We start from the raw sequence: 26,363 nt of genomic DNA, 5'->3' as shown, positions 1-26,363 counted from the left end.
GCCGTCAAGCGCCCCACAGGGGCGCTTCGTCCATCAGGGCCACCTGTTCGCGCAGTTCAAGAATGCGATCCTGCCAATAGCGCGCGGTGCCGAACCACGGGAACGCGGCCGGGAAGGCAGGGTCGGCCCAGCGGCTGGCCAGCCAGGCGCTGTAGTGCAGCAGGCGCAGGGTGCGCAGCGCCTCCACCAGCCACAGTTCGCGCGTGCGGAATTCGGCGAAGTCCTCATAGCCGGCCACAATGTCGGCCAGCTGGTCCTGCATTGCCGCGCGGTCGCCCTCCAGCAGCATCCAGATGTCCTGGATCGCCGGCGCCATGCGGCTGTCGTCGAAATCCACAAAGTGCGGGCCGGGCGCTCCGAGGCTGCCGCCGCGCGCATCGTCTTCGTCGATCCACAGCACGTTGCCGCGGTGGCAGTCGCCATGCACGCGCAGCAGCGGCACTTCGCCGGCGCGTTCGTAACAGCGGCGCACGCCGTCCAGCGCGAGCTCGGCGACCGACTGCCACGCCGGCAGCAGGTCGACGGGGATGCAGCCGCTGGCCAGCAGCCAGTCGCGCGGGGCAATGCCGAAGGTGTCGATATCCAGCGCGGGCCGGGCCTGGTAAGGCTGTGCCGCGCCGGTGGCGTGGATACGGCCGATAAAGCGGCCGAGCCAGGTCAGCGTGTCCTTGCGGTCGAGCGCGGGCTCACGGCCGCCGCAGCGCGGGAACACCGCAAAGCGAAAGCCGGCGTGGTAGCGCAGCGTGCCGGCATCCGGCGCACCGGCCGGCAAGAACAGCGCCGGCACGGCCGGGATCTCGGCATCGGCCAGCTGCTGCACGAAGGCGTGTTCTTCCAGGATGGCCGCGTCGGTCCAGCGGCCGGGGCGGTAGAACTTGGCGATGACCGGCGCGGCGTCCTCGATGCCGGCCTGCCACACCCGGTTCTCATAGCTGTTGAGTGCCAGCAGCCGCCCGTCGGGGCGCAGGCCGGCGCTTTCGAGCGCGTCCAGCATCCGCTCAGGCGTCAGGCCGGCATAGGGAATACCGGAATCGGCCGGGGCGGTGAACGCTGTCATGGTGTCAGTCGCGGTTGCGGTTGCCGCCGAGCAGTGCGGCCTGCGGCGCCGGGCGGCGGTTGCGCACGGGGGCCGGGGCCGCATCGTGCTGCTGGCGCGCCGGCTGGGCGGCGCGTTGCTGGCCGCGTGCCGGCTCCTGGCTGCCCTGGCGCGGTGCGCCGCCGCGTGCGCCGCCATTGCTGCCACCATTGCCGCCACCATTGCCGCCGGCGTTGCCATTGCCGTTGCCGCCGCCGCGGCGCTGGCCGCCTTCGGCCTGCCGCTGGCGCGGTTGGCCGCCCTGGCCCTGGCGCGGTGCATCGTGGGCCTGGCGCGGCGCGCGCGCGCGTTGTGCCGGCTCGCCGTCGGCGTTGGCCGGGCGTGCCTGGCTGCGGCCGCGGCCCTGCCCTTGCCCCTGCCCCTGCCCGCCGCCGCGTTGCTGGCGGCCCTTCTGGATCGGCTCGGGTGCGATGCTCGGGTCGACTTCAAACCCCGGCAGCACGGTCTGCTCGATCTTGCGCTTGATCAGGCGTTCGATATCGCGCAGCAGCGCATGCTCGTCCACGCAGACCAGCGAGATCGCCTCGCCCTCGGCGCCGGCGCGGCCGGTACGGCCGATGCGGTGCACATAGTCCTCGGGCACGTTGGGCAGGTCGAAGTTGACCACGTGCGGGAGCTGGTCGATATCGATGCCGCGCGCGGCGATATCGGTCGCCACCAGCAGCCGCAGCGTGCCGGCCTTGAACTCGGAGAGCGCGCGCGTGCGCGCCGACTGGCTCTTGTTGCCGTGGATCGCCAGCGCCGACAGGCCGTCCTTGGTCAACTGCTCGGCCAGGCGGTTGGCGCCGTGCTTGGTGCGGGTGAACACCAGCACCTGGTGCCAGTCGTGCTGGCGCACCAGGTGCGCCAGCAATTCGCGCTTGCGTTCGCGGTCGACCGGGTAGACGCGCTGGTCGACGGTCTCGGCGGTGGTGTTGCGCCGCGCCACCTCGATCGAGGCGGGGTTGTTCAGCAGGCGGTCGGCCAGCGCGCGGATATCGTCCGAGAACGTCGCCGAGAACAGCAGGTTCTGGCGCTTGGCCGGCAGCACGTTGAGGATCTTGCGGATATCGTGGATGAAGCCCATGTCGAGCATGCGGTCGGCTTCATCGAGCACCAGCAGCTCTACCTGCGACAGGTCGACGGTGCGCTGGGCCACGTGGTCGAGCAGGCGGCCCGGCGTGGCCACCACGATATCGACGCCGCGCTTGAGCTGCTCGATCTGCGGGTTGATGCCGACGCCGCCGAACATCACCATGGAGCGCAGGCGCAAATACTTACCGTAGTTGCGCACGCTTTCCTCGACCTGCGCGGCCAGTTCGCGAGTGGGCGTCAGCACCAGCGCGCGTACCGGCGGCTTGCCGGCGCGCGGCGCATTGCCGGCGGCTCGGGCCGCGGCGGACTCGGACAGCAGGTGCAGCATCGGCAGGGTGAAGCCGGCGGTCTTGCCGGTGCCGGTCTGGGCGCCGGCGAGCAGGTCACCGCCCTTGAGGACGGCCGGGATCGCCTGCGCCTGGATGGGAGTCGGTGAGGTGTAGCCCTGTTCGGCCACCGCACGCACAATCTTTTCGGACAAGCCGAGTTCGGAGAAAGACATGAATTGCTGCTTCGGCCATCCCTGCGCACGCGGTGCGCGGATCGCGGGATGGCTCGTGTAATCGATGTTCGGTATCGGTAACAGGAGCGGCCGGAAGGCCGGCCCGGCAGGCCAGTGGCCCGCCCGCGGGAAAGGTCGCTAGTGTACCAGTCCGTCGCGAGCCGGTTCTGCACATGCGGCAGCGCCGCATGCGCGACAGCACACATCGGCGCGGCCAGGTGACGCTGCGCTATCATGAACGGCTCCGCAGGCGGCCCGCCCTCAAGGCGCCGCAGTGGCGCCTGCCCATCCTGACTGCCCCGGCCCCCTGCTGCGCCCCGGAGCCCGCCATGCGCTTGCGTTTCCTCGAAGACCAGGAAGTCACCCTGTTTGCGGCCATCCCGGTCGGCATCGTGGCGGCCATTGCGACCACGCTGTTCAAGGAGGCGCTGGAAGGTGCCGGCGTGGTGCTTTTTTCCAGCCATGCCGACGTGGTGGTCGTCTTTGCCGCACTGGCGCTGGGCTGGCGCGTGGTGGTACCCGCGGTGGGCGGTGCGCTGGCCGGCGCGCTGCTGGTCCTTTCCAACCGGCTGGCCAGCAGCCACAGCGGCGCAACCGACTATATGGAAGCGGTGGCAAATGGCAGCGGCCGGCTGCCGGTGCGGATCACGCTGCTGCGGGCCATGTCCTCGTTCTTCTCCATCGTCAGCGGCAGCTCGGTCGGCAAGGAAGGCGCGATGATCCAGCTGGCGGCGCTGTGCGGCTCGCTGTTTCCGACCACCCGGCTGGAGCGCGGCGGCGGCTCGAACATGCGCCGGATGCTGACCGCCTGCGCCGCCGCGGCGGGCCTGGCGACCGTCTATCACACCCCTTTTTCCGCCGCCGTTTTCGTCGCTGAAGTGGTGTTTGGCGCACTGGCAGTGCAGCGGCTGATGCCCCTGTTCCTTGCGTCGGTAGCCGGCGCCATGGTCAGCCAGTGGCATGGCGGACTGCAGCCGCTGTATCCGGGCCTGGTTATCGCGCCGGACCTCCGCCCGCATATCCTGCTGGCGGCAGCCGGACTCGGCGTGGCGGCCGGCATCGTCGGCGCGCTGTTCCTGCGCGCATCTGGGTTCGCCCGCAGCCGCTTCGCCGCGGTGCCGGGCGGGCCGGTGGCGCGGCTGGCGCTGGGCGGCGCGCTGGTGGGAGTGCTGGCGATGGCAGTGCCCGAGGTCGTGGGCAACGGCTACCACACCATCCAGACCATCCTGCAGGAACAGCCGCTGAGCGTGCCGGTGGCCGGGGTGCTGCTGGCCAAGCTGGTGGCCACGGTGATCAGCATGGGCTCCGGCGCGGTCGGCGGGGTGTTCACCCCGTCGCTGTTCGTCGGCGCGGCGCTGGGGCAACTGCTGGCGCTGGCCATGCATGGCGTCGCCGACGGTGCCACGCCGCTGCTGCCGCTGGTCGGCATGAGCGCGTTCCTGGCGGCGACCAGCCAGGCGCCGCTGATGTCGGTGCTGATGGTGTTCGAAATGACGCTGGCGCCGGCATTGCTGCTGCCGTCGATGATCGGCGCGGTGGCGGCGTACTACACGGCATCGCGCTGCCAGACGCTGTCGCTGTACAGCGTGATCGCCGAGCGCGCACAGGCGTCGGCCGCGGCCGAGCACGCCCGCACCATGACGCTGGCGGGGCTGTGCGACCCGACCGCCACCGTGCTCGACCCCAACGCCAGCCTGGCCGAGGCCGCCGACAAATTCGCCGAGACCGGTACCCGCTATCTCTACCTGGTGCAGTTCGACGGGCGCCTGCTGGGCGCACTGTCGATCCACGCCGTGCAACGCGCCCAGCGCGAAGGCTCGCAGCAAGGCGTGCTGGAGCTGGCCGAGCGCGACTTCCCGTCGCTAACGCCCGATTCGCGCCTGCGCGATGCGCTCGAGGTGTTCGCCGAACACGGCATCAACCGGATCCCGCTGGTGCGGGACAGGGTCGACCGTGAGCTGATCGGTACCGTGTCGAAGCAACGTGTGCTGCAAGAGGCATCCTGCCTGTTCTGAATGCCATCTCGCCGGGCCGCCCCGGGGAGGCGCCAAACGAGTAAAATGCCCGGTTGCGCCCGCTCCGGGCCATCCCACCCACGCTTCGCCTTACTTGACGGAGTTTCCCCATGCCAGCAGGTCGTGATATGCGCCGCGAGGCGCCGGAAGTTGCCAGTTCCTTGCGCGGGCGGTTGCCGTGGCTGGCGGGCGTAACGGTGGCGGTGACGGTAACGGCCCTGCTGCTCGGCGCGGCCGCCGCCTCGGCCCAGCCGGTGCGGGTGATCCCTGAAGACGCGTCGGCAGCCAGGCTGGTGCTCGCCGCTCCGTCGGCCTCCGCGCCGCAGACCGCCACGCTGGACGGCAAGACCGTGGGCGTGGCACCGGGCTTGCGCCTGTTCGGGACCGACAACCAGTTGCTGGCCACGGCCGCGGTGGCAGGCCAGAAGCTGCCGGTGCGGTACAAGCTCGACCTCTACGGCCAGTTGCTGACCGCCTGGGTGCTGAGCGAGCCGGAGCAGAAGGCGCTGAAACAGAAATCGTAGTCCCCCGAAAGAGCGCGGCGTGCCCCACGCGACCGCGCGTTGTTGCAACACCCTGATGCCCCCAGGTCAACCACTGAGATCGGCATATGAAGAAAGTTTTCGTCAAGACGTACGGCTGCCAGATGAACGAGTATGACTCGGACAAGATGGTCGACGTCCTCAACGCCAGCCAGGGGCTGGAACCCACCGACAACGTCGAAGATGCCGACGTGATCCTGTTCAACACCTGCTCGGTGCGCGAGAAAGCGCAGGAGAAGGTGTTTTCCGAGCTGGGCCGGATGAAGGCGCTGAAGGCGGTCAAGCCCGACCTGGTGATCGGTGTGGGCGGCTGCGTGGCCAGCCAGGAAGGGGCCAGCATCGTCTCGCGCGCGCCGTACGTCGACGTGGTGTTCGGCCCGCAGACGCTGCACCGCCTGCCCGACCTGATCTCGCGCCGCCAGCGCACCGGCCAGTCGCAGGTGGACATCTCCTTCCCCGAGATCGAGAAGTTCGACCACCTGCCGCCGGCGCGCGTGGAAGGCCCGAGCGCCTTCGTCTCGATCATGGAGGGCTGCTCCAAGTACTGCAGCTACTGCGTGGTGCCCTACACCCGCGGCGAGGAAGTCTCGCGCCCGTTCGAGGACGTGCTGGCCGAAGTGGCCGGCCTGGCCGAGCAAGGCGTGCGCGAAGTCACGCTGCTGGGCCAGAACGTCAACGCCTACCGCGGCAAGATGGGCGACACCACCGAGATCGCCGACTTTGCGCTGCTGATCGAATACGTGGCCGAGATCCCCGGCATCGAGCGCATCCGCTACACCACCAGCCACCCGAAGGAATTCACCTCGCGGCTGGTCGAGCTCTATGGCCGATGCGACAAGCTGGTCAACCACCTGCACCTGCCCGTGCAGCATGCTTCGGACCGCATCCTGATGGCGATGAAGCGCGGCTACAGCGTGCTGGAATACAAGAGCATCATCCGCAAGCTGCGCGCGCTGCGCCCGCAGATGTCGATGTCGTCGGACTTTATCGTCGGCTTCCCCGGCGAGACCGATGCCGACTTCGAGAAGCTGATGGCGATGATCGAGGAGATCGGCTACGACACGTCGTTCTCGTTCATCTTCAGCCCGCGCCCGGGCACGCCCGCGGCCAACCTGCACGACGACACCCCCCACGAGGTCAAGCTGCGCCGGCTGCAGCGCCTGCAGGCCACCATCGAGGAAAACGTGCAGCGCATCAGCCAGGGCATGGTCGGCACGGTGCAGCGCATCCTGGTGGAAGGCCCCGCGCGCAAGGATCCGACCGAGCTGCATGGCCGCACCGAGAACAACCGCGTGGTCAACTTTGCGCTGCCCGGTGTGCCCCAGGCGGGCCGCGACCGGCTGGTCGGCCAGATGGTCGATGTCAGCATCACGCAGGCGTTCCCGCACTCGCTGCGCGGCGAGATCGTGGTGCGCCAGTAATCCTGCAGGCAACCCCACTACATGAAGATCCCTTCCGCAGAATTCGTCGCTCCCAAGGACGACAACGCCCGGCTGCAGAACCTGTGCGGGCCGCTCGACGAGAACCTGCGCCAGATCGAGCAGGCGCTGGATGTGACCATCCAGCGCCGCGGCCACCGCATGACAGTGCGCGGCGCCAATGCGCAGGACGCCACGGCCGCGCTGGAGCGCTTCTACAACCAGGCGCGCACGGCGCTGTCGATCGACGACGTGCAGCTCGGGCTGGTGGAAACGCGCCAGCTCTCCGCGCATGGTGCCTACCTGCCCGGCAACGACAGCGCCGAGGACGAGCGCGAGTACGAAGACGAATCGCCGGTGCTGCACACCCGCCGTACCGGCCTGCAGGGCCGCACCGTGGCGCAGCGCGAGTACCTGCGCAATATCCTGTCGCACGACCTGACCATGGGCATCGGCCCGGCCGGCACCGGCAAGACCTACCTGGCGGTGGCGTGCGCGGTCGACGCACTGGAGCGCGACGCGGTCAAGCGCATCGTGCTGACGCGCCCGGCGGTGGAAGCCGGCGAGCGCCTGGGCTTCCTGCCCGGCGACCTGGCACAGAAGGTCGATCCTTACCTGCGCCCGCTGTATGACGCGCTGTACGACCTGCTCGGCTTCGACCGCACGCAGAAGATGTTCGAGCGCCAGATGATCGAGATCGCGCCGCTGGCCTATATGCGCGGGCGCACGCTGAACCACGCCTTCATCATCCTGGACGAGGCGCAGAACACCACGCCCGAGCAGATGAAGATGTTCCTGACCCGGATCGGCTTCGGCTCCAAGGCGGTGATCACCGGCGACATCACGCAGATCGACCTGCCCAAGGGCCAGAAGAGCGGGCTGGTGGAGGCGCAGCATGTGCTGCGAGACGTGCGCGGCGTCGCCTTTACCCGCTTTTCCAGCATCGATGTGGTGCGCCACCCGCTGGTGGCGCGCATCGTCGATGCCTATGACGAATACCACGCCCAGCACAAGGACGCGTAATTGAAATCCCCGAAAGACCAGAAATCCAAGGCCCCCGGCGTCAGCCTGACCCTGTTCGATGGCGATGGCCGCGCGCGCAAGAGCGCCGCGCATGCGCTGCGCGTGCAGCTGCCGGATGGCCGCAGCCTGACGCTGGACCTGTCGCAGGCCGCCGACGGCGTGGTCGCGCTGCTGGCCGAGCATACCGACACCAACCAGCAGGCCGGCCTGCTGGTGCGCCCGGACAACCATGACTCGCTGTCCGTGGCCGTGACCGCCACGCCGGTCGTGACCACCACCGGCACCCCGGCCACGCCGCCGGCGCTGGAGCTGGAGATCCAGCAGGGCGACGGCATCGGCAGGCAGGACGGCCTGCCGCCGCGCAGGAAGATCGAAACCTGGGTCAAGTCGGCGCTGTATGCCGATGCCGCGCTGACGATCCGCTTCGTCGGCGAGGAGGAAGGCCGGCTGCTCAACCGCACCTACCGCGGCAAGGACTACGCCACCAATGTGCTGACCTTTGCCTATGCGGAGAACGAGGACGACCCGGTGACCGGCGATATCGTGCTGTGCTGCCCGGTGGTCGAGGCCGAGGCGCGCGAGCAGCGCAAGCCGCTGGAAGCGCACTATGCGCACCTGATCGTGCACGGCGTGCTGCATGCCCAGGGCTACGAGCACGAGGAAGACGCCGAAGCCGAGGAAATGGAGGCGATCGAGACCGAGACGCTGCAGGCGCTGGGCTACGCGGATCCCTATCTCGCCGAGCGCACCGGCACCGCGTGATTGGCGGCGCACCGGCGGCACCGGTCATGGTGCCGCCGGCATCACATCCAGCAGCCGCCAACCGCCGGCTGTCACGGGACCGACAGCCTTTTGGTGTATCCTTCAGTCGATCTCCACCACGCGCTCGCCGCGAAATGAACGACCCCTATCCCAGTTCGAAGCCCGCCTACCTGAAGCAGGTCGATCGCCCCAGATCGCTTCTCGAACGCCTGTCAGACCTGATCTCCCCCGAGCCGGACACCCGCGCAGAACTGCTCGAAGTGCTCCAGGACGCGCATGAGCGCAACCTGATCGACGCCGATTCGCTGTCGATGATCGAGGGCGTGTTCCAGGTCTCCGAACTGACCGCAGGCGACATCATGGTGCCGAGCGCGCAGATGGATATGGTCAATATCGTCGACGCGCCGGAGACCTTCATCCCGTTCATGCAGCAGACCGCGCACTCGCGCTTCCCGGTCTACGAAGGCAGCCGTGACAACATCATCGGCATCCTGCTGGCCAAGGACCTGCTGCGCTACTACACCGATCCCGCCTTCGACCTGCGCGAGACGCTGCGCCCGGCGGTATTCATCCCCGAATCCAAGCGCCTGAACATCCTGCTGCGCGAGTTCCGCATCAACCGCAACCATATCGCCATCGTCGTCGACGAATACGGCGGCGTGGCCGGGCTGGTGACGATCGAGGACGTGCTCGAGCAGATCGTCGGCGATATCGAGGATGAATTCGACCTGGACGAAGACCAGGACAATATCCTGCCGATGCCCGACGGCAGCTGGCGCGTGCATGGGCTGACCGAGATCTCCCAGTTCAACGAGGCCTTCGGCACCGGCTTTTCCGACCACGACGTCGACACCGTGGGCGGACTGCTGTCCAACCACGTGGGCCACGTGCCCCACCGCGGCGAGGTCATCACCCTGCCGCCGATCCGCTTCGAAGTGCTGCGCGCCGACGCGCGGCAGGTGCACCTGCTGCAGGTGCGCCGCGAATCCCTGCCTGACAGCGCGAGCGCTGCCGGCGCATGAAGCATCCCGCCCCGATCCCCAACGGCGCCGCTGCTGCCAACGCCGGTGCTGGCAGTGTGCCCGGCGCGCGGTCGCGCGCCGCCGCGATGGCTCGGCTGCTGCTCGCTGGCGTGCTCGGCATTGCCCACACCCAGGCCTTCGCCCCGCACGACTGGTGGTGGCTGCAGATCCTGTCGCTGGCCGGCCTGGCCGCGCTGATGGCCGACGCGCCGCGCGCGCGCATCGCCGCGGCCACCGGCTATGCCTTCGGCCTGGGCTGGTTCCTGTCCGGCATCTGGTGGCTCTATATCAGCATGCACGTCTACGGCGAGATGCCGGCGTGGATGGCGGCGCTGGCAGTGGTGCTGTTCTCGGGCTACCTGGCGCTGTGGCCGGCGCTGGCGGGCGCACTGTGGCACCGGCTGACGGCACGGCTGCGCGCAGGCACATGGGCCGCGGCGCTGCTCGCGCCGCTGGCGTTTGGTGCCGCGTGGGGCCTGTCGGAGTGGCTGCGCGGCGTCGTGTTCACCGGTTTCCCGTGGCTGTCGGGCGGCTATGCCCATACCGACGGGCCGCTTGCCGGCTTTGCGCCGCTGGTCGGCGTCTATGGCATCGGGGCGCTGGCGGCCGCTGTCGCGGCCTTGCTGGCCGGGGCCGTGCGCGGGCTGGGGCACGGTGCGCGCACGCCTGCCGTCGTGTCACTGGCGCTGGCGCTGCTGCTGCCGGCACTTGGCGCAACGCTGTCGCCGCTGGCCTGGACCACGCCAGCCGGCAAGCCGCTGACGGTGCGGCTGCTGCAGGGCAACGTGCCTCAGGACATCAAGTTCGAGGCCGCCGGCATCCAGCGCTCGATCGCGCTCTACCGCGACATGATCACCGCCGAGCCCGCCGACCTGGTGGTGACGCCCGAAACCGCCTTCCCGGTGATCCTGCAGGATCTGCCGGTCGACGTCGCCGTGGCGGTGCGCGACTACGCGCTGCAGAGCGGCACCACGGTGCTGTTCGGCGCGGCCGGCGCCGATTCGCCGGTCGATTTCACCAACAGCGTGTTCGGGCTGGGGCCGCTGACCGAGCGGCTGTACCGCTACAACAAGCACCACCTGGTGCCGTTCGGCGAGTTCATCCCGCTGGGCTTCCGCTGGTTCGTCGACATGATGAAGATGCCGCTGGGCGATTTCCGCCGTGGCGGGCTCGACCAGCCTTCGCTGCCGGTGCGCGGCGTGCGCGTGGCGCCCAATATCTGCTACGAGGATCTGTTCGGCGAGGAGATCGCGCAGACGCTGCGCCAGCAGCCCGCGCCCGCCAACGTGCTGGCCAACCTGACCAACCTGGCCTGGTTCGGCGACACCATCGCGCTGGACCAGCACCTGCAGATCTCGCGCATGCGCGCGCTGGAAACGCGCCGCCCGATGCTGCGCTCGACCAATACCGGCATGACCGCGGTGGTGCGCCCGGACGGCACCGTGCAGGCGCGCCTGCCCACCTTCACGGTCGGCACGCTGGTGGCCGAGGTGCAGGGCATGCAGGGGCTGACCCCATATATCCGCTGGGGGAACGCGCCGGTGCTGGCGCTGTTTGCGCTGCTGCTGGGCACAGCTGCCTGGCGCTCGCGGCGCGCAGGCTGAAGCCCGGCCTGGCGCTGCTGGCGCGCCGGCCTTCCCGCCGCTGATCGCACTGATCGCACTGATCGCACTGATCGCACTGATCGCGATAATCCGCGGCATCCGTGGCGCGCCAGGCGCGCGCCGGCTGCGCTATTTCAGCAGCCCGGTCGCGACCGACACGACGGCCGCGGCGATCATGACCGCGATTGCGACCAGGTAAGGTTTGCGAGAAAGGAGTGTCATGATCCCAAGTCCCCAACGTTAATTTCCTACCGGCAGGACGGCCAAGCCTGCCAACCGCAACGCTCTCAAGCGGGTTGCTTACTCATACTGTATACAAAAACGTTATCGGCTAGCGTTCCCGCAACTTGAAAACAGGGTCGGTATTTTCCCCATGCGTTGCGAAAGCCCGACATCCGCCGGCACCCCCGCGCGCCAGCCGCCACCCCGCCAATGGGGGCGTGCGGCCAAAAAGCCGATAGAATTCAGGGTTTGGCAAAATCCGTATGCGGCGGCCCCGGCACGCGCTGCGCCGCCAGCCCGCCGGGCGGCGCAAGTTCGCCCCAAGCCGACCGATCAGCCACTACCTAGTCTTCATATGCTGACCTTCCAACAAATGATTCTGACCCTGCAGGCCTACTGGGACCGGCAGGGTTGCGCGCTGTTGCAACCCATCGATCTGGAGGTCGGCGCCGGCACTTCCCACGTGCATACCTTCCTGCGCGCGATCGGCCCCGAGCCGTGGCGCGCCGCCTACGTCCAGCCGTCGCGGCGGCCGAAGGACGGCCGCTATGGCGAGAATCCCAACCGCCTGCAGCACTATTACCAGTATCAGGTCGTGCTCAAGCCCGCGCCGGAGAATATCCTCGAGCTGTACCTGGGCTCGCTGGAAGCGCTGGGCCTGGACCTGAAGCAGAACGACATCCGCTTTGTCGAGGACGACTGGGAGAACCCTACGCTGGGCGCGTGGGGCCTGGGCTGGGAAGTCTGGCTCAACGGCATGGAAGTGACCCAGTTCACCTACTTCCAGCAGGTCGGCGGCATCGACTGCAAGCCGATCACGGGCGAGATCACCTACGGCATCGAACGCCTGGCGATGTACCTGCAGAAGGTCGAGAACGTCTACGACCTCATCTGGACCGAATGGGTCGAGAACGGCGAGACGCGCCGCCTCACCTACGGCGACGTGTACCACCAGAACGAGGTCGAGCAGTCGACCTACAACTTCGAGCACAGCAACACCGAAATCCTGTTCCGCCATTTCGCCGAGCACGAGGGCGAGGCCAAGCGGCTGATGGGCAATGCCGAAGGCGCCGAGGGCACCGACGGCAGCCAGGCCGGCACGCGCCTGGCGCTGCCCGCCTATGAGCAGGTGCTGAAGGCAGCGCACACGTTCAACCTGCTGGACGCCCGCGGCGCCATCTCGGTGACCGAGCGCGCCGCCTATATCGGCCGCATCCGCAACCTGTCGCGCCAGGTGGCGCAGGCCTACTACGATTCGCGCGAGGCCCTCGGCTTCCCGATGTGCGGCAACGGCGGAGCCCGGGCATGACGCAACTGGCGCGCAGCGCGCTGTGCTGCGCCTTGGCCATCGCCACGCTGTCTGCCGCCGGCAATGCCGCCGCCGCGCGCGCCGAGGCCGCCCCGGCGCCGCAGGCGCTACTGCTGCCGGCCGAACTCAGCAATGTGTGCGAGGCCGATCCGCAGGCGCTGCAGCTGGCCATGTCGCGCCACTGGCGCCCGTCGCTGAACGCGCTCGACCAGTGGACGCAGCTGGTGCGCTCGTTCGCCTGCGACCTGTCGGGCCAGCGCGACCTGGGCTGGCACCGCGTGCCGCTGCGCGCCTATGAAAGCGCGATCCGCTACCCGCTGACCTGGGTGGAGGTGGAAACCACCAACGGCCGCACCCGGCGCAAGACCAAGACCTATTACTCGGCGGCCCAGCTGCCGCCGAAGATCGATTTCTGGGTGGGCGGGCGCATCGACGAGATCCGCTACGACAAGCGCCTGCGCCGCATCGACGCGCGCTTCCCCGCCGCGGGCAGCCGCGGCGGCAGCAACGGCGCCGCCAGCGCCGCGGCGGCCGCGCAATGCGCCTTCACCACGCTGCAATTCCGGCAACAGAACGGCCTGTGGCTGCTGTCCGGAGTGGAACCTAATCATTCGCCGCGCTGCTGACAGCGGCGCGCGCCACAACCTGTTGGATACGATTCATGTCGCAACCCATGACCGACTCGCTGCTGATCGAACTGTTCACCGAAGAGCTGCCGCCCAAGGCGCTGGCGCGTCTGGGCGACGCCTTCGCGCAGGGCCTGTTCGCCGGCCTGGGCGAGCGCGACCTGCTTGAGCCGGGCGCCACTGTGACGCCGTTCGCCACGCCGCGCCGGCTCGCCGCGCTGGTGTCGGGCGTGCGCCGCAGCGCGCCCGACCGCGAGCAGCGCGAGAAGGTCCTGCCGCTGTCGGTGGCGCTTGGCGCCAACGGCGAGCCCACCCCGCCGCTGGCCAAGAAGCTGGCCGCGCTGGCCAAGTCGGTCGGCGTCGCCGAGATCGACTGGCAGTCGCTGGAGCGCGCCTCGGACGGCAAGGCCGAGGCCTTCTTCTACCGCTACACCGCACGCGGCGCCGAACTGGCCGCCGGGCTGCAGGCCGCGCTGGAGGACACCATTGCCAAGTTGCCCATCCCCAAGGTGATGAGCTACCAGCGCCCTGACGGCAGCACCGTGCATTTCGTGCGCCCGGCGCACAGCCTGATCGCGCTGTTCGGCAGCGAGATCCTGCCGGTGTCGGTGCTGGGCCTGCAGGCCAGCAACGTGACGCAGGGCCACCGCTTCCTGTCGCACGGCACGATCGAGATCGCGCATGCCAACGACTACGCGAAGCAGCTCGAATCGGCCGGCCGCGTGCTGGCCAGCTATGGCGAACGCCGCGAGCGCATGCGTGCCGCGCTGCTGGCCGAGGCCGGCGCCGACCAGGTGATCATGCCCGAGTCGCTGCTCGATGAAGTCAATTCGCTGGTGGAATGGCCGGTGGTCTACGCCTGCCACTTCGAAGAAGCCTTCCTGGCGGTGCCGCAGGAATGCCTGATCCTGACCATGCAGACCAACCAGAAGTACTTTGCGCTGACGGATGCCGACGGCCATCTGCGCAACCGCTTCCTGATCGTGTCGAACCTGGCCACCGAGACGCCGCAGTCGATCATCACCGGCAACGAGCGCGTGGTGCGTCCGCGCCTGGCCGATGCCAAGTTCTTCTTTGACCAGGATCGCAAGAAGACGCTGGCCTCGCGCGTGCCGCAGCTGGCCGGCGTGGTCTACCACAACAAGATCGGCACGCAGCTGGACCGCGTGCAGCGCCTGCAGCAGATCGCCGGCCATGTCGCCGATGCGCTCAACGCCGCCGGCGTGGCCACCGACAAGGCGGCCGCGATGCGCGGCGCGGAGCTGGCCAAGGCCGATCTGCTGACCGACATGGTCGGCGAGTTCCCCGAGCTGCAGGGCACCATGGGCACGTACTACGCGCGCCACGACGACGAAGCCGAGGACGTGGCGCTGGCCTGCTCCGAACACTACCGCCCGCGCTTCGCCGGCGATGCGCTGCCCGAAGGCTCGGTCAGCACCGCCGTCGCGCTGGCCGACAAGCTGGAAACGCTGGTCGGCATCTGGGGCATCGGCCTGCAGCCGACTGGCGAAAAGGACCCGTTCGCGCTGCGCCGCCATGCGCTCGGCATCCTGCGCATGCTGATCGAGAAGCCGCTGGCGCTGTCGGTCACGTCGCTGCTGGCGCTGACGCAGCAGACATTCGCCGGCATTGCCGCGGTCAAGCCGGCGCCGGACGCCATCGCCGACTTCCTGTACGACCGCGTGCGCGGCTACCTGAAGGAAAAGGGCTACACCACCAACGAGGTCGAGGCCGTGGTCAGCCTGCGCCCGGACCAGCTGCACGACGTGCTGGGCCGCATGGAAGCGGTGCGCACCTTCGCCGCGCTGCCCGAGGCCGAGGCCCTGGCCGCCGCCAACAAGCGCATCACCAACATCCTGCGCAAGAACACCGAGCCGGTCGGCGCGGTGAACCCTGCGCTGTTCCAGGAAGAGGCCGAAGGCGCGCTGCACGCGGCGATCGAGAAGGTGCGCCCGGCCGTCGAAGCCGCCTTCGCCAGCGGCGATTTCACCGCCGCGCTGCGCGACCTGGCCCAGCTGCGCGATGCCGTCGACCGCTTCTTCAACGACGTGATGGTGATGGCCGAGGACGCGCAGCTGCGCGCCAACCGCCTGGCGCTGCTGGCCTCGCTGCATGCGCTGGCCAACCGCGTGGCCGACATCTCCAAGCTGGCCGCCTGAGCGCCGCCAGCACGCGATACCGGAGCCGCACATGCCGCAGACGCCCCCCAAGTTTGTCATCCTGGACCGCGACGGGGTGGTCAACCTCGACAGCGACCAGTTCATCAAGTCGCCCGACGAGTGGATCCCCATCGACGGCAGCCTGGAAGCCATCGCCGCGCTGAACCAGGCCGGCTATCGCGTGGTGATCGCCAGCAACCAGTCCGGCATCGGCCGCGGCCTGTTCGAGATGAGCGCGCTCAACGCCATGCACGAGAAGATGTACGCGGCGCTGGCACGCCTGGGCGGGCGCGTCGAGGCCGTGTTCTTCTGCCCGCATACCGCCGCGGACGGCTGCGACTGCCGCAAGCCCAAGTCCGGCATGCTCGAGCAGATCAGCGAGCGTTTCGGCATCGAGCTGCGCGGCGTGCCGATCGTCGGCGATTCGCTGCGCGACCTGGAGGCCGGTGTCGCGGTCGGCTGCGCGCCGCACCTGGTGCGCAGCGGCAAGGGCATGAAGACGCTGGACAAAGGCGGCCTGCCGCCCGGCACGCAGGTGCATGACGACCTGCGCGCCTTTGCGCGCTGGCTGACCGGCAACGACGGCGGCAACGACAGCGGCAACCACAGCGCCACCCGCGAGTCCGCACAATAAGCCATTGCCGACGCTGGCTCCGACCCTCTTTTTTGCGCCCCCACGCATGACGTTTCTCCGTTCCCTGCTGTTTGCGCTGTACCTGCTGGTGCTGACGCCCCCCTACGCCTGCGCCTGCTTCGTAGTGTTTCCCTTCATGAATGCCGACCAGCGCTTCCGCTTCGTGCGCGGCTGGCCGCGGCTGGTGATCTGGGCCGCCCGCGGCATCTGCGGCATCCAGTACCGCATCGAAGGCCATGAGCATATGGATAGCATGCTCGACAAGCCGGTGGTGCTGCTGTCCAAGCACCAGTCGGCGTGGGAGACGGTGGCTTACGTGGCGCTGATGCCCAGGCCGCTTTGCTTCGTGTTCAAGCGCGAGCTGCTGCTGGTGCCTTTCTTCGGCTGGGCGCTGGGCATGCTGAAGATGGTCCATATCAACCGCAGGGAAGGCACCCGCGCCTTCGCCTCGGCCGTGCGCCAGGGCCGCGAGCGGCTCTCCGAAGGCGCCTGGATCATCATGTTCCCGGAAGGCACGCGCACGCCGTCGGGTCTGGAAAAGCCGCGCTACAAGAGCGGCGGCGCGCGCCTGGCGGTCGAGACCGGTGCCTGGGTGCTGCCGATGGCGGTCAACTCGGGCCGGGTGTGGCCGCGCAACAAGTTCCTCAAGTACCCGGGCATGGTGACGATCTCGGTCGGCCCGCCGATCGCCTCGGCCAACAAGACCGCCGACCAGCTCAACCAGGAAGTGGCCGACTGGATCGAGCGCGACATGCGCCGCATCGACGCGGACAGCTACCGCAGCGAAGCACGGGTAGAGCCGGCCGCATGAAGCTGCTGCGCCCCGCCTCCGAAGCCGACGGCGCGCAGCTGGAACTGCCGCTGGCAGAAGCCGCTCCCATAGTCCATGCACCGGCGGCGCCGCTGGTGCCGGAGCAGCCGGCATGGCCGGTACCGCAGCCCAATGCCCGGCTGCTGCACGTGGGCGAGCGCGCGCTGCACTATACGCTCAAGCGCTCGTCGCGGCGCACCATCGGCTTCACCATCGACGACCGCGGCCTGTCGATCACCGCGCCGCGCTGGGTCACGCTGGCCGACATCGAATCGGCCATCCTGGAGAAGCAGCGCTGGATCTTCAACAAGATGGGCGAATGGCGCCACCGCGAGGCACGCCGCGTGCTGCCCACGGTGCAGTGGCGCGACGGCGCCAGCCTGCCCTTCCTGGGCCAGCCGCTGACGCTGTCGCTGGAGTCGCCGATCGGCGCGCTGCTGTTCGATGCCGACAGCCGCGTGCTGCACCTGGCGCTGCCTGCGCACGCCGACGAGCAGCAGATCAAGGACCGCGTGCAGGGCTGGCTGCAGCAGCAGGCGCGCCGGCTGCTGGCCGAGCGGCTCGACGTCTATGCCGGCAAACTGGGCGTGCGCCATACCGGCTTTGCGCTGACTTCGGCGGCCACGCGCTGGGGCAGCTGCACCGCGGACGGCAAGATCCGGCTGAACTGGCGCCTGATGCATTTCCCGCTGTCGATGATCGACTACGTCGCGGCGCACGAACTCGCCCACCTGAAGGAAATGAACCACGGCCCGCGCTTCTGGCAGACCGTGGAATCGATCTTCCCGGAATTCCGCGACGCCCGCGCGCAGCTGCGCGCGCATCCGCCCGAGCTGCTGCCGAGCTTTTAAGCCACGCTTCCAAGCCACTTCCAAGCGGCCGGTGCGTTTCGGCTAAACGCACTAAAATGGCGCCTTCGAATACCTAAAACAGTTGAAGGCCCTCAAATGCGACTCCTCCACACCATGCTGCGCGTCGGCGACATGCAGCGCTCCATCGATTTCTATACCCGCATTCTCGGCATGCAGCTGCTGCGCGAGAGCGACAACCCCGAGTACAAGTACCGCCTGGCCTTCGTCGGCTACGGCCCCGAAAGCGAGACCGCGGTGCTGGAGCTGACCTACAACTACGGCGTCGACCAGTATGACCTGGGCACCGCCTACGGCCATATCGCGCTGGAGACCGACAACGCCGCGGCGGCATGCGAGCGCATCCGCGCGGCCGGCGGCAAGGTCACCCGAGAAGCCGGCCCGGTCAAGGGCGGCACCACCGTGATCGCCTTCGTCGAAGACCCGGACGGCTACAAGATCGAGCTGATCGAGCGCCATTCCACCCGCGACGCCAGCCGCCCGTAACGCGTCCATCGGCCGCGACCGTGGACGCGCAAACCCTGAGCCGCCGGCCGCTGGACGGCATGGCGGTGGGCCTGATGGTGGTGCTGTGCGCCGCCTGGGGCCTGCAACAGGTGGTGATCAAGGTGACCGCGCCGCTGATGGGCGCGGTGCTGCAGGCCGGCGTGCGCTCGGCGGTGGCGGCGTTGCTGGTGTTCGGCTTTGCCGCCTGGCGCGGCACGCCGATCTGGCGCCGCGACGGCACGCTCAACGCGGGCCTGCTGGCGGGGCTGCTGTTCGGCGCCGAGTTCTTCTGCATCTTCGTCGGGCTGGGCCACACCACGGCCTCGCGCATGGCGGTGTTCCTGTACACCGCGCCGATCTTCACCGCGCTGGGGCTGCATTTCGTGGTCCCGGGCGAACGGCTGCACGCCGGGCAATGGCTCGGCGTGGCGCTGGCGTTCGTGGGCATGGCACTGGCGTTCGCCGATGGCATCGCGGCGCCGTCGCCCCATGGCAGCACGCTGCTGGGCGATGCGCTGGGCATTGTGGCCGGGGCGCTGTGGGCCGCCACCACCGTGGTGGTGCGCGCCAGTCCGCTGGCAACCGCGCCGGCCAGCAAGACGCTGCTGTACCAGCTGGCGGTATCGGCGGTGCTGCTGCTGGCGATGGCCATGGCAGCGGGCCAGACCGCGACCGTGCAGATCGACGGCGTGGTGCTGGCGAGCCTGTTCTACCAGTCGGTGCTGATCGCGTTTGCCAGCTACCTGGCGTGGTTCTGGCTGCTGCGGCGCTACCTGGCGTCACGGCTGTCGGTGTTTTCCTTCCTGACGCCGCTGTTCGGGGTGGCTTTCGGCGTGGTGCTGATGCACGACGTGGTGGGGCCGCGCTTTGCGGTGGCGGCGGTGTTGGTGCTGGCGGGGATTGTGCTGGTGAATCGGCGGGCGTAGGCCTCTGGCGCGGCTCGCTCACCATGGGCGCCGAACGTAGCAGCTATCCCTTGTGAACGTTCCCCTCTCCCGCCGCACGGGAGAGGGGAACAAACCGCCGACGTGCGACGGCATGCTGTTCAATCAGCGGCGCGCCTCGAACGAGAACATCCCCAGCGCGTCGCGCACTTCCTCCAGCGTCTGCTGGGTCAGTTCGCGTGCCTTCTGCGTGCCCTGGCGCAGCACATCGAACACATAGTCCGGGTTCTTGGCCAGCTCTTCGCGGCGGGCGCGGATCGGCGCCAGCATGTCCTGCAGGATGCCTTCGATGCGGCGCTTGAGCACCATGTCGCCCAGGCCGCCCTTGCGATAGTGTTCCTTCAGCGCTTCGACTTCCTCGGTGTTCGGGTCGAACGCATCCAGGTACGTGAACACGACGTTGCCCTCGACCTGGCCCGGATCCGACACCTTCAGGTGGTTCGGGTCGGTGTACATGCTGTGCACCGCGGCCTTGATCTGCTCCGGCGACGCGCCCAGCGCGATTGCGTTGCCCATCGACTTGCTCATCTTGGCCTTGCCGTCGACGCCGGGCAGGCGGCCGAACTTGGGGATCAGCGCCTTGCACTCCGGCAGCACGTCCCGGCCGACCTGGTTGTTGATGCGGCGCACGATCTCGTTGGTCTGCTCGATCAGCGGGGCCTGGTCTTCGCCCACCGGCACCACCTGGGCCTTGAAGGCGGTGATGTCCGCGGCCTGCGCGGCCGGGTAGCACAGGAAGCCGGCCGGGATATCGCGGCCGAAGCCGCGCGCCTGGATCTCTTCCTTGATGGTCGGGTTGCGCTCCAGCCGCGATACCGTGACAAAGTTCAGGTACATCAGCGTCAGCTCGGCCAGCGCCGGCAGGTGCGACTGCACGGTGATGGTGGTCTTGGCCGGGTCGATGCCGACCGCCAGGTAGTCCAGCGCCACTTCCAGCACGTTGCGGCGCACCTTGTCGGGATCGTGCGCGTTGTCGGTCATGGCCTGGGTGTCGGCCAGCAGCAGGTATTGCTCATGCGAATCCTGCAGCGCCACGCGGCTCTGCAGCGAGCCGACGAAGTGGCCGAGGTGCAGCGGGCCGGTGGGACGGTCGCCGGTCAGGATCACGGGACGCCGGTTGGTTTGGCTGGTTTGGGCTGTCATGGAACGGTCTTGCACGAAATAAGTCGCGGAAATTCGGAATTCGTTGATCTGGGGCTTCAGGCGGCCTGCCCCGCAGCGCCGCCGCCGAGGCGGCGGGCCAGCTCGACATACTCGCCAACGGGCACTTCCTCGGCGCGGCGGCCAAGGTCGAAGCCCATCGCGTCGAAGTCGACCTGGTCGCGCAGGAACGACAGCGTATTGCGCAGCACCTTGCGCCGCTGCGAAAACGCCGCGGTGACCACGTCGCCGAGCACGGTGATGTCGCAATCGGCATGCGGCGAGCGCAGGCGGCCGTCGTGATGGCGCGGCCACGGGATCATCCGCACCACGGCCGAATCGACCTTGGGCGGCGGGTTGAAACTGCCCGGCGGCACGTCCAGCACATGCTCCATGTAGTAGCGCACCTGCAGCATGATCGACAGCCGGCCGAAGGCCTTGCTGCCGGGCTCGGCCACCATGCGCTCGACCACTTCCTTCTGCAGCATGAAGTGCTGGTCGCGCACCCGGTCGGCGAACTGCATCAGGTGGAACAGCAGCGGGCTGGAAATGTTGTACGGCAGGTTGCCGACGATGCGCAGCGGCCTGCCCGGCACTTCCAGCTTACCGAAGTCGAAGTCCAGCGCGTCGCCGGCATGGACCTGCAGGCGCTCGCCGTAGCGGCGGCGCAGCCGCTCGACCAGGTCGCGGTCGAGCTCGACCACCTGCATCTGCGGGATGCGTTCGAGCAGCGGGCTGGTCAGCGCGCCGAGTCCCGGCCCGATCTCGACCAGCACGTCTTCGGCTTGCGGACTGATGGCATTGACGATGCCGTGGATGATGGTGTCGTCGACCAGGAAGTTCTGCCCGAATCGCTTGCGGGCCACATGGCCCTGGTGCACGTTGGAACGCATGGTTCGATGTTGCAGCATGAGGTCCGGCTTCAGCAAGGCGGCTGCAAGCCAGGATTGGGATGGCCCGGATGGCTGGCGCCGGCGCCATCGGGATGGCGGCCGTTGGCATGGCCGGCCATGGTGACCGCACTGCGGATGGCCTCGATCATGCTGCCATGCTCTGCCTGGCCGGTGCCAGCCAGGTCCAGCGCGGTGCCGTGGTCCACCGAAGTGCGGATGAAGGGCAGCCCCAGCGTGATGTTCACGCCGTGGCCGAAGGTGCCGTATTTCAGCGGCGCCAGCCCCTGGTCATGGTACATCGCCAGCACGCAGTCGGCATCGCGCAGGTGGCGCGGCTGGAACAGCGTGTCGGCCGGGAAGGGGCCGCGCGCATCGATGCCGGCATCCTTGGCCTGCGCCAGCGCGGGCACGATCACGTCGATCTCTTCGCGGCCCATGTGCCCGCTTTCGCCGGCGTGCGGGTTCAGGCCCGTGACCAGGATGCGCGGGCGCGCGATGCCGAAGTAGCGGCGCAGGTCGGCATCGATGATGGTCAGGGTCTGCAACAGCAGCGGGACGGAAAGCGCGTCGGGCACCGCACGCAGCGGCAGGTGGGTGGTCGCCAGCGCCACGCGCAGCATGGCGTGGTCGTGCGCGGGCTGCGGGCCGGCCAGCATCATCACCACGCGCGGCACGCCGGCACTGTCGGCCAGGTATTCGGTGTGGCCGGTGAACGGCACGCCGGCGTCGTTGATGGTGCTCTTCTGCACCGGTGCCGTGACCATGGCCGCAAAGCGCGGCGCGGCGCGGCCATGCGGGCGGCAGCCGGCGATGGCGGCATCGAGCAGCGCCAGCACGTACCGGCCATTGCGCGCGTCCAGCCGGCCCGGTTCGCACGCGACCGCCAGCGGGATATCCTCGATCACCACGTCGCCGTCGGCGATGCGCCGCTCCCAGGCGTGCGTCACGCCCAGCGCCGCGGCGCGATCGGCCAGCAGGCGGGCATCGCCCAGCACATGGAAGCGGTAGTGCCCGCTGCCGCCGTTGTTGCCATGGTTGGCGCCGGCGAGCTGCAGCAACGCCCCGATGGTGATATCGGGGCCGATGCCGGCGGGTTCGCCGGTGGAAATGGCCAGGGATAGCGGGTCAGGCATGTCGGCGTGGGCGAGTCGGCGGCGCGTGCGCGTATCAGCGCTGCCGGTTGATGCGGTACTCGACGTACGCCTGCGAGCGCAGCTGGCGCACCCAGTCATCATACGCGGCCCGCAGCTTCTGTTCGCGGACCTCGGCTCGGGCAAAGTCGCGCTGCTTCTCGGGCGACAGCTCGGTCTCGCGGCGGTTCAGCACCTGGATCAGGTGCACGCCGAACTGCGTGACCACCGGCTCGGAGATCTCGTTCGTGCGCAGGCGGCTCATGGCCTGCTCGAACTCGGGCACCAGCTCGCCCGGCGAAACCCAGCCTAGGTCGCCGCCGTTCTGTGCCGAGCCGTCCTGCGAGAAGCGCTTGGCCGCGTCGGCAAAGTCGCCGCCGTGGGTGATGCGGTCGCGCAGCGTGCTGAGCTGGCGGCGCGCCTCGGCTTCTGGCATGTTGGGGCCGGTGCGGATCAGGATATGGCGCACCTGCGTCTGCGTGATCTTGCCTGCCGCGGCCGTGCCGGATGCCGGGGCGGCGCGCTTGGCCACCAGCTTGACCACATGGAAGCCCGCGGCGCTTTCCACCACCTGGGGCGCCACGGCGCCAGGCTGGAGGTCGACCACCGAGTTGGCGAACAGCGCCGGCAGGCGGCCGATCTCGCGGAAGCCCATGGCGCCGCCCTGCGCGGCTTCCGGGCCTTCCGAATTGGCTTGCGCCAGCTGCGCAAAATCCGCGCCGCCCTGGGCCTGCTTCAGCAGCCCCTCGGCCTTGGCGCGCTGCGCCTGCTTCTGCGCCTCCGAGGCATTCTCGGGCACGCGCACGAGGATCTGCGCCACGTTGTATTCGGTCGGGCCGGTAGCGCCGGCCTGGCCGCCGCGGGCAGCCAGGAAGTTGTCGATCTCGCCGTCGTAGACCTGAACCTTGGAATCGACCTCGCGCTCGCGCAGGCGAATCACCTGGACCTGCTTGCGCAGTTCGTCGCGGTACTTGGTCCAGGTCATGCCGCTGGCTTCCACGCGGCGGCGCAGCTCGGTGGCGTTCATGCGGTTCTGCTGCGCCACCGATTCGATGGCGCGGTCGATCTCCTGGTCGGTCACGCGGATGCCGGCTTCCTGCGCGGCCTGGGTCTGCACGCGTTCCATCACCAGGCGTTCCAGCACCTCGCCGAGCAGGTCCGCGCGCGGCGGGACCGGACGGCCGGCGGCGCGCAGCTGGCCTTCGATCTCGTCGGCGCGGTCGAGCAGCTCGCGGCGCGTGATCACGCTGTTGTTGACCACGGCAACCACCTCGTCGACCAGCTGCGAGCGCTTCTGGTCACCGGGCTGCGGCACGCCGAGCTTGGGCTGGCTCGCCGGCGCGGTGACGTCGGACGACTGCGGCACGAAGATGCCGGTGGCACGTCCCGCGCCCGGCGCCTTCAGCTGCGCGGCGGCCGGCACGGCGATCGCGGCCAGCACGGCCGGCAGCAGCAGGCGGTGCCACGACGTCATAAGAAAGGAAAACACGGCGAATTCTTGACGTTTCATCTTAATCCGTCATTCATAGTGATCGTACTGGGTCGTCGGCACCGGCTTGGCGGACACAGGCTCGTAGCCCGGCACGTTCAGGCGCAGGATGTTCAGCGGATTGGACCCGATCTTGGAAAGGCCACGGAACTCCACCTGCAGGAAGACCCGCCCGGTATAGCCCTGCGTGGTGTTGCGGAAACGCTGGTAGACCACGCGGCCGACCCAGCAATCCGCGGCGTATTCGACGCCGGCCAGCGTATCGACCATCTGGCTCGCGCTCAGGTCGAAGGCAAAGCGGGCGATGGCGTAGGCGCGCCGCGTGATCGGCCACTGGCCCGACAGCTCGAACTGGTCGATCGCGGTGTTGTCGGTCACGGCGGTCGGACGGCGGTAGCGGTAGCCGGCGTTGAAGACCTTGCGCGGCTCGGGGCGGTATGAAAACGCCACGTTGCCGTAGTTGACCCGGTCGGTATCCAGGTTGTACTGCAAGCCCATGTCCAGGTAATAGCCCCGGAACATCTGGATGGTGGTCGCGGCAAGCAGGTCGGATGCGCCGGGCTTGGGGTCCGCCAGCGTGCCATTGAGCTGCACGCGCTGCCCGGTGAAGTCGTAGCGCTGCGCGATGGTGCCGCGGAAGCGCTCGATGCCGGAGTCGGACTCGATCAGGCGCGTGGTCAGGCCACCGGTGATCTTGTTGTTGTCGGCGATGCGGTCGTAGCCGGTGAACGGGTTCTCGCTGAAGATCTGGCCGTAGCCGAAATCGGACTGGACCGTGTCGAACAGCGGGAACAGGCTCTGGTCGCGGAACGGCGTGTACACGTAGAACAGGCGCGGCTCCAGCGTCTGCAGGTAGTTCACGCCGAACAGCCGGCTCATGGTCGGCGCCTCGCGCTCGAACGTCATGCCCGAATCCAGGCTGACGGTGGGCAGCACGCGCGAGAAATTGGTCTGCGCGTTGGGCGTATTGTCCTGCGACTCCATCTGGTACTGGGTCGCGTTGAACGTGACCTTCGGCGTCACGTACCAGCCGGCGCGCACGATCGGGTAGCTGATGCTGGGCTGGATGAACATGCGCTCGCCCTGCGGCTGCTGGAAGCCCGTGGACGTCAGCGGGATGCGGAAGCGGGTGTAGTCGGCCTCCACCTGCACGTCGAAGCCGCCCAGGTCATAGCGGATGTACTTGCCGTTGAGCTGCGGCACGCGCTCGTACGATGGCTCGCTGGGGCGCAGTGTCTGGAACTTCTGCACCCGCGCCATCAGGAAGAAATCCTGCCAGTTGTAGGTGACGCCGCCTTCCTGCACGTACTGGCGCTGCGCGGACTGCGCCACGCTGCGGTTGAAGTCGTCCGGGTACTGGTCGTCCGAGACCCGGTTGACGTTCAGGTAGGCGTTCAGCCCCTTGGCCAGGTTCTGGTTGTGCTGGATCGAGTAGGCCCAGCGGTTCGAGTTGGTCTTCTGGTCGTCAGGCAGGAACTCGGCGCGGATGCGGCCGGAGTAGCCCTGCCCCAGGTAGCGGTACTCGCCGCCCAGCTGCAGGCCCCGCTCCGTCATCAGGCGCGGGTAGATGGTCAGGTCGCGGTTCGGCGCGATGTTGAAGTAGTACGGCATGGTCAGGTCGAAACCCGAGCGCGAGCCGTAACCCATCAACGGCGCCAGGAAGCCGCTGCGGCGATCATCGTTCAACGGAAAACTGAATGCCGGCGCTGCCGCGATCGGCACCCCGAAGAAATTCAGCACGCCGCCATAGGCAACGCCCACCTGGCGGTCGCTGTCGAGGTCAATCTGGTTGGCGCTGAAATACCAGTCCGCATTGTCCGGCGAGCAGGTGGTGTACGACGCCCGCTTGATGGTGCTGCGGTCCTTGTCCAGGAAGTCGATGCGCTCGGCCTTGCCGGCGCCGCCGGTCTGCTGGAAGTAGTAGTCGGGCGACAGCATGTAGCCTTCGTTGGCCTCGACCTTCAGCTTCGCCTCCGGCCCCACTGCCAGCGTGCCGCTGCGCGACAGCCGCACGTTGCCCTCGGCATGGGCCTCGTCCGTATCCTGGTCGTAGCTCAGCTTGTCGCCCTTGACCACGCCGCCGTCGCGACGCAGTTCGGCATGGCCCTCGAGCTCGACGCCGCGCTCGCTGTAGCCGGTCATGCGGTCGCCCTCGATGAACGTCGGCGCGCCGGAATCAGGCTCGCTGGTCTTGGGAGGCTCGGCCAGCCGCGGCACCAGTTCGCCCGAGACCGCGGGCAGCTCGGGCACCTGCGGTGCGGCTTCGAACACCGGCTCGACCTGGTCCAGGTCCGGAATCGCCGAGCCAGACATCTGCGCGTGGGCGCCGGCCGACAGCCCGGCCATGGCCAGCACCAGCGGGCGCAGCCGGCCCGCGTTCAGGCGGCCGGCGCGCCTGGCGCGGGCGGCGGCGCCAGAGGGGGCAGGCGAAAGCAAGGCCTTGTTATTCGGTGTTCGTCGTTGTTCGGTCATTCGCACGGGTTGTCAGTCTCGGCGTGGGCTGCGGCCGCCTGCAAGCCGCCAACCCCTGCCAGAACAGGCTGCGGGGCAACGAAGGCCCCTCCCGGGGGCCGCCCGGCGCCCGGGTCTGGTC

22 protein-coding genes are annotated in these 26,363 nt (G+C 68.6%); 15 read left to right on the top strand and 7 right to left on the bottom strand.

What is annotated here, in order from left to right:
- Positions 1-4 precede the first annotated feature (4 nt).
- Both E0W60_RS13230 and E0W60_RS13225 read right to left on the bottom strand, forming a co-directional pair.
- Entirely contained in the window at positions 5-1,057 is a 1,053-nt protein-coding gene (locus tag E0W60_RS13230; RefSeq protein WP_135704492.1) for a serine/threonine protein kinase, read from the bottom strand.
- A gap of 4 nt (positions 1,058-1,061) precedes the next feature.
- Positions 1,062-2,672 carry a DEAD/DEAH box helicase gene (locus tag E0W60_RS13225; protein ID WP_135704490.1) on the bottom strand — a complete coding sequence of 537 codons (1,611 nt, stop codon included), beginning with the start codon at positions 2,670-2,672 and terminating at the stop codon, positions 1,062-1,064.
- A 329-nt stretch (positions 2,673-3,001) separates the two neighbouring features.
- On the opposite strand from E0W60_RS13225, the gene E0W60_RS13220 reads away from it, so the two are divergent.
- From E0W60_RS13220 to E0W60_RS13150, 15 genes are all read left to right on the top strand, one after another.
- A complete protein-coding gene (locus E0W60_RS13220) occupies positions 3,002-4,687 on the top strand; it encodes a ClcB-like voltage-gated chloride channel protein (RefSeq protein ID WP_135704488.1) in 1,686 nt (561 codons plus the stop codon).
- Between the two features lie 110 nt (positions 4,688-4,797).
- Positions 4,798-5,211 carry a hypothetical protein gene (locus E0W60_RS13215; RefSeq protein ID WP_135704486.1) on the top strand — a complete coding sequence of 138 codons (414 nt, stop codon included), beginning with the start codon at positions 4,798-4,800 and terminating at the stop codon, positions 5,209-5,211.
- An 86-nt stretch (positions 5,212-5,297) separates the two neighbouring features.
- A complete protein-coding gene (gene miaB, locus E0W60_RS13210; RefSeq protein ID WP_133093761.1) occupies positions 5,298-6,650 on the top strand; it encodes a tRNA (N6-isopentenyl adenosine(37)-C2)-methylthiotransferase MiaB in 1,353 nt (450 codons plus the stop codon).
- A gap of 21 nt (positions 6,651-6,671) precedes the next feature.
- Entirely contained in the window at positions 6,672-7,670 is a 999-nt protein-coding gene (locus E0W60_RS13205; RefSeq protein WP_133093760.1) for a PhoH family protein, read from the top strand.
- Positions 7,671-8,432, top strand: coding sequence for an rRNA maturation RNase YbeY (gene ybeY / locus E0W60_RS13200; RefSeq protein WP_135704484.1), 762 nt, complete (start codon positions 7,671-7,673; stop codon positions 8,430-8,432).
- Positions 8,433-8,566: 134 nt separating this feature from the next.
- On the top strand, positions 8,567-9,454 hold the full coding sequence (locus tag E0W60_RS13195; RefSeq protein ID WP_135704482.1) for an HlyC/CorC family transporter: 888 nt from the start codon (positions 8,567-8,569) through the stop codon (positions 9,452-9,454).
- Positions 9,451-11,058 carry an apolipoprotein N-acyltransferase gene (gene lnt, locus E0W60_RS13190; protein ID WP_133093757.1) on the top strand — a complete coding sequence of 536 codons (1,608 nt, stop codon included), beginning with the start codon at positions 9,451-9,453 and terminating at the stop codon, positions 11,056-11,058. The genes E0W60_RS13195 and lnt overlap by 4 nt, the downstream gene beginning before the upstream one ends.
- Positions 11,059-11,635: 577 nt before the next feature.
- The gene (gene glyQ, locus E0W60_RS13185) at positions 11,636-12,589 is read left to right on the top strand and encodes a glycine--tRNA ligase subunit alpha (protein WP_135704480.1); all 954 of its coding nucleotides are present in this window, start codon (positions 11,636-11,638) and stop codon (positions 12,587-12,589) included.
- Positions 12,586-13,215 carry a hypothetical protein gene (locus E0W60_RS13180; protein ID WP_133093755.1) on the top strand — a complete coding sequence of 210 codons (630 nt, stop codon included), beginning with the start codon at positions 12,586-12,588 and terminating at the stop codon, positions 13,213-13,215. The genes glyQ and E0W60_RS13180 overlap by 4 nt, the downstream gene beginning before the upstream one ends.
- A 35-nt stretch (positions 13,216-13,250) precedes the next feature.
- Entirely contained in the window at positions 13,251-15,374 is a 2,124-nt protein-coding gene (gene glyS, locus E0W60_RS13175; protein WP_133093754.1) for a glycine--tRNA ligase subunit beta, read from the top strand.
- 31 nt (positions 15,375-15,405) lie between these two features.
- Positions 15,406-16,008 carry a D-glycero-beta-D-manno-heptose 1,7-bisphosphate 7-phosphatase gene (gmhB, locus tag E0W60_RS13170; RefSeq protein WP_133093753.1) on the top strand — a complete coding sequence of 201 codons (603 nt, stop codon included), beginning with the start codon at positions 15,406-15,408 and terminating at the stop codon, positions 16,006-16,008.
- Between the two features lie 46 nt (positions 16,009-16,054).
- Positions 16,055-16,819, top strand: a complete 765-nt coding sequence (locus E0W60_RS13165) for a lysophospholipid acyltransferase family protein (RefSeq protein WP_135704478.1) — start codon at positions 16,055-16,057, stop codon at positions 16,817-16,819.
- Positions 16,816-17,670 (top strand): M48 family metallopeptidase, encoded by an 855-nt coding sequence (locus tag E0W60_RS13160; RefSeq protein WP_133093751.1) that lies wholly within the window; start codon positions 16,816-16,818, stop codon positions 17,668-17,670. Before E0W60_RS13165 ends, E0W60_RS13160 begins: the two co-directional genes overlap by 4 nt.
- 96 nt (positions 17,671-17,766) lie before the next feature.
- The gene (gene gloA / locus E0W60_RS13155) at positions 17,767-18,174 is read left to right on the top strand and encodes a lactoylglutathione lyase (protein WP_029048797.1); all 408 of its coding nucleotides are present in this window, start codon (positions 17,767-17,769) and stop codon (positions 18,172-18,174) included.
- A 59-nt stretch (positions 18,175-18,233) separates the two neighbouring features.
- A complete protein-coding gene (locus tag E0W60_RS13150; protein WP_195430696.1) occupies positions 18,234-19,100 on the top strand; it encodes a DMT family transporter in 867 nt (288 codons plus the stop codon).
- A 123-nt stretch (positions 19,101-19,223) separates the two neighbouring features.
- Here E0W60_RS13150 and trpS read toward each other — a convergent pair whose 3' ends face one another.
- The 5 genes from trpS to E0W60_RS13125 are packed head-to-tail and all read right to left on the bottom strand — an operon-like array spanning position 19,224 to position 26,242.
- Positions 19,224-20,261, bottom strand: a complete 1,038-nt coding sequence (trpS, locus tag E0W60_RS13145) for a tryptophan--tRNA ligase (RefSeq protein WP_133093748.1) — start codon at positions 20,259-20,261, stop codon at positions 19,224-19,226.
- Between the two features lie 56 nt (positions 20,262-20,317).
- Positions 20,318-21,151, bottom strand: coding sequence for a 16S rRNA (adenine(1518)-N(6)/adenine(1519)-N(6))-dimethyltransferase RsmA (rsmA, locus tag E0W60_RS13140; protein ID WP_133094207.1), 834 nt, complete (start codon positions 21,149-21,151; stop codon positions 20,318-20,320).
- 29 nt (positions 21,152-21,180) lie between these two features.
- Positions 21,181-22,284 carry a 4-hydroxythreonine-4-phosphate dehydrogenase PdxA gene (gene pdxA / locus E0W60_RS13135; RefSeq protein WP_135704476.1) on the bottom strand — a complete coding sequence of 368 codons (1,104 nt, stop codon included), beginning with the start codon at positions 22,282-22,284 and terminating at the stop codon, positions 21,181-21,183.
- A gap of 34 nt (positions 22,285-22,318) precedes the next feature.
- Positions 22,319-23,791: a peptidylprolyl isomerase gene (locus E0W60_RS13130; protein ID WP_133093746.1), complete on the bottom strand. Its 1,473-nt coding sequence runs from the start codon at positions 23,789-23,791 to the stop codon at positions 22,319-22,321.
- A gap of 9 nt (positions 23,792-23,800) precedes the next feature.
- Positions 23,801-26,242, bottom strand: a complete 2,442-nt coding sequence (locus E0W60_RS13125; protein ID WP_135704474.1) for an LPS-assembly protein LptD — start codon at positions 26,240-26,242, stop codon at positions 23,801-23,803.
- Between the last annotated feature and the right edge of the window lie 121 nt (positions 26,243-26,363).

It is taken from the genome of Cupriavidus oxalaticus, from assembly GCF_004768545.1.
Lineage (GTDB): Bacteria > Pseudomonadota > Gammaproteobacteria > Burkholderiales > Burkholderiaceae > Cupriavidus > Cupriavidus oxalaticus_A.
This window is presented reverse-complemented; position numbering and strand designations above follow the sequence as displayed.

Bases quoted from the DNA above. Each gene is read 5' to 3' on its own strand.
- E0W60_RS13230 (WP_135704492.1), bottom strand. From the start codon at position 1,057: ATGACAGCGTTCACCGCCCCGGCCGATTCCGGTATTCCCTATGCCGGC.
- E0W60_RS13225 (WP_135704490.1), bottom strand. From the start codon at position 2,672: ATGTCTTTCTCCGAACTCGGCTTGTCCGAAAAGATTGTGCGTGCGGTG.
- E0W60_RS13220 (WP_135704488.1), top strand. From the start codon at position 3,002: ATGCGCTTGCGTTTCCTCGAAGACCAGGAAGTCACCCTGTTTGCGGCC.
- E0W60_RS13215 (WP_135704486.1), top strand. From the start codon at position 4,798: ATGCCAGCAGGTCGTGATATGCGCCGCGAGGCGCCGGAAGTTGCCAGT.
- miaB (WP_133093761.1), top strand. From the start codon at position 5,298: ATGAAGAAAGTTTTCGTCAAGACGTACGGCTGCCAGATGAACGAGTAT.
- E0W60_RS13205 (WP_133093760.1), top strand. From the start codon at position 6,672: ATGAAGATCCCTTCCGCAGAATTCGTCGCTCCCAAGGACGACAACGCC.
- E0W60_RS13195 (WP_135704482.1), top strand. From the start codon at position 8,567: ATGAACGACCCCTATCCCAGTTCGAAGCCCGCCTACCTGAAGCAGGTC.
- lnt (WP_133093757.1), top strand. From the start codon at position 9,451: ATGAAGCATCCCGCCCCGATCCCCAACGGCGCCGCTGCTGCCAACGCC.
- glyQ (WP_135704480.1), top strand. From the start codon at position 11,636: ATGCTGACCTTCCAACAAATGATTCTGACCCTGCAGGCCTACTGGGAC.
- E0W60_RS13180 (WP_133093755.1), top strand. From the start codon at position 12,586: ATGACGCAACTGGCGCGCAGCGCGCTGTGCTGCGCCTTGGCCATCGCC.
- glyS (WP_133093754.1), top strand. From the start codon at position 13,251: ATGTCGCAACCCATGACCGACTCGCTGCTGATCGAACTGTTCACCGAA.
- gmhB (WP_133093753.1), top strand. From the start codon at position 15,406: ATGCCGCAGACGCCCCCCAAGTTTGTCATCCTGGACCGCGACGGGGTG.
- E0W60_RS13165 (WP_135704478.1), top strand. From the start codon at position 16,055: ATGACGTTTCTCCGTTCCCTGCTGTTTGCGCTGTACCTGCTGGTGCTG.
- E0W60_RS13160 (WP_133093751.1), top strand. From the start codon at position 16,816: ATGAAGCTGCTGCGCCCCGCCTCCGAAGCCGACGGCGCGCAGCTGGAA.
- gloA (WP_029048797.1), top strand. From the start codon at position 17,767: ATGCGACTCCTCCACACCATGCTGCGCGTCGGCGACATGCAGCGCTCC.
- E0W60_RS13150 (WP_195430696.1), top strand. From the start codon at position 18,234: ATGGCGGTGGGCCTGATGGTGGTGCTGTGCGCCGCCTGGGGCCTGCAA.
- trpS (WP_133093748.1), bottom strand. From the start codon at position 20,261: ATGACAGCCCAAACCAGCCAAACCAACCGGCGTCCCGTGATCCTGACC.
- rsmA (WP_133094207.1), bottom strand. From the start codon at position 21,151: ATGCGTTCCAACGTGCACCAGGGCCATGTGGCCCGCAAGCGATTCGGG.
- pdxA (WP_135704476.1), bottom strand. From the start codon at position 22,284: ATGCCTGACCCGCTATCCCTGGCCATTTCCACCGGCGAACCCGCCGGC.
- E0W60_RS13130 (WP_133093746.1), bottom strand. From the start codon at position 23,791: ATGAAACGTCAAGAATTCGCCGTGTTTTCCTTTCTTATGACGTCGTGG.
- E0W60_RS13125 (WP_135704474.1), bottom strand. From the start codon at position 26,242: ATGACCGAACAACGACGAACACCGAATAACAAGGCCTTGCTTTCGCCT.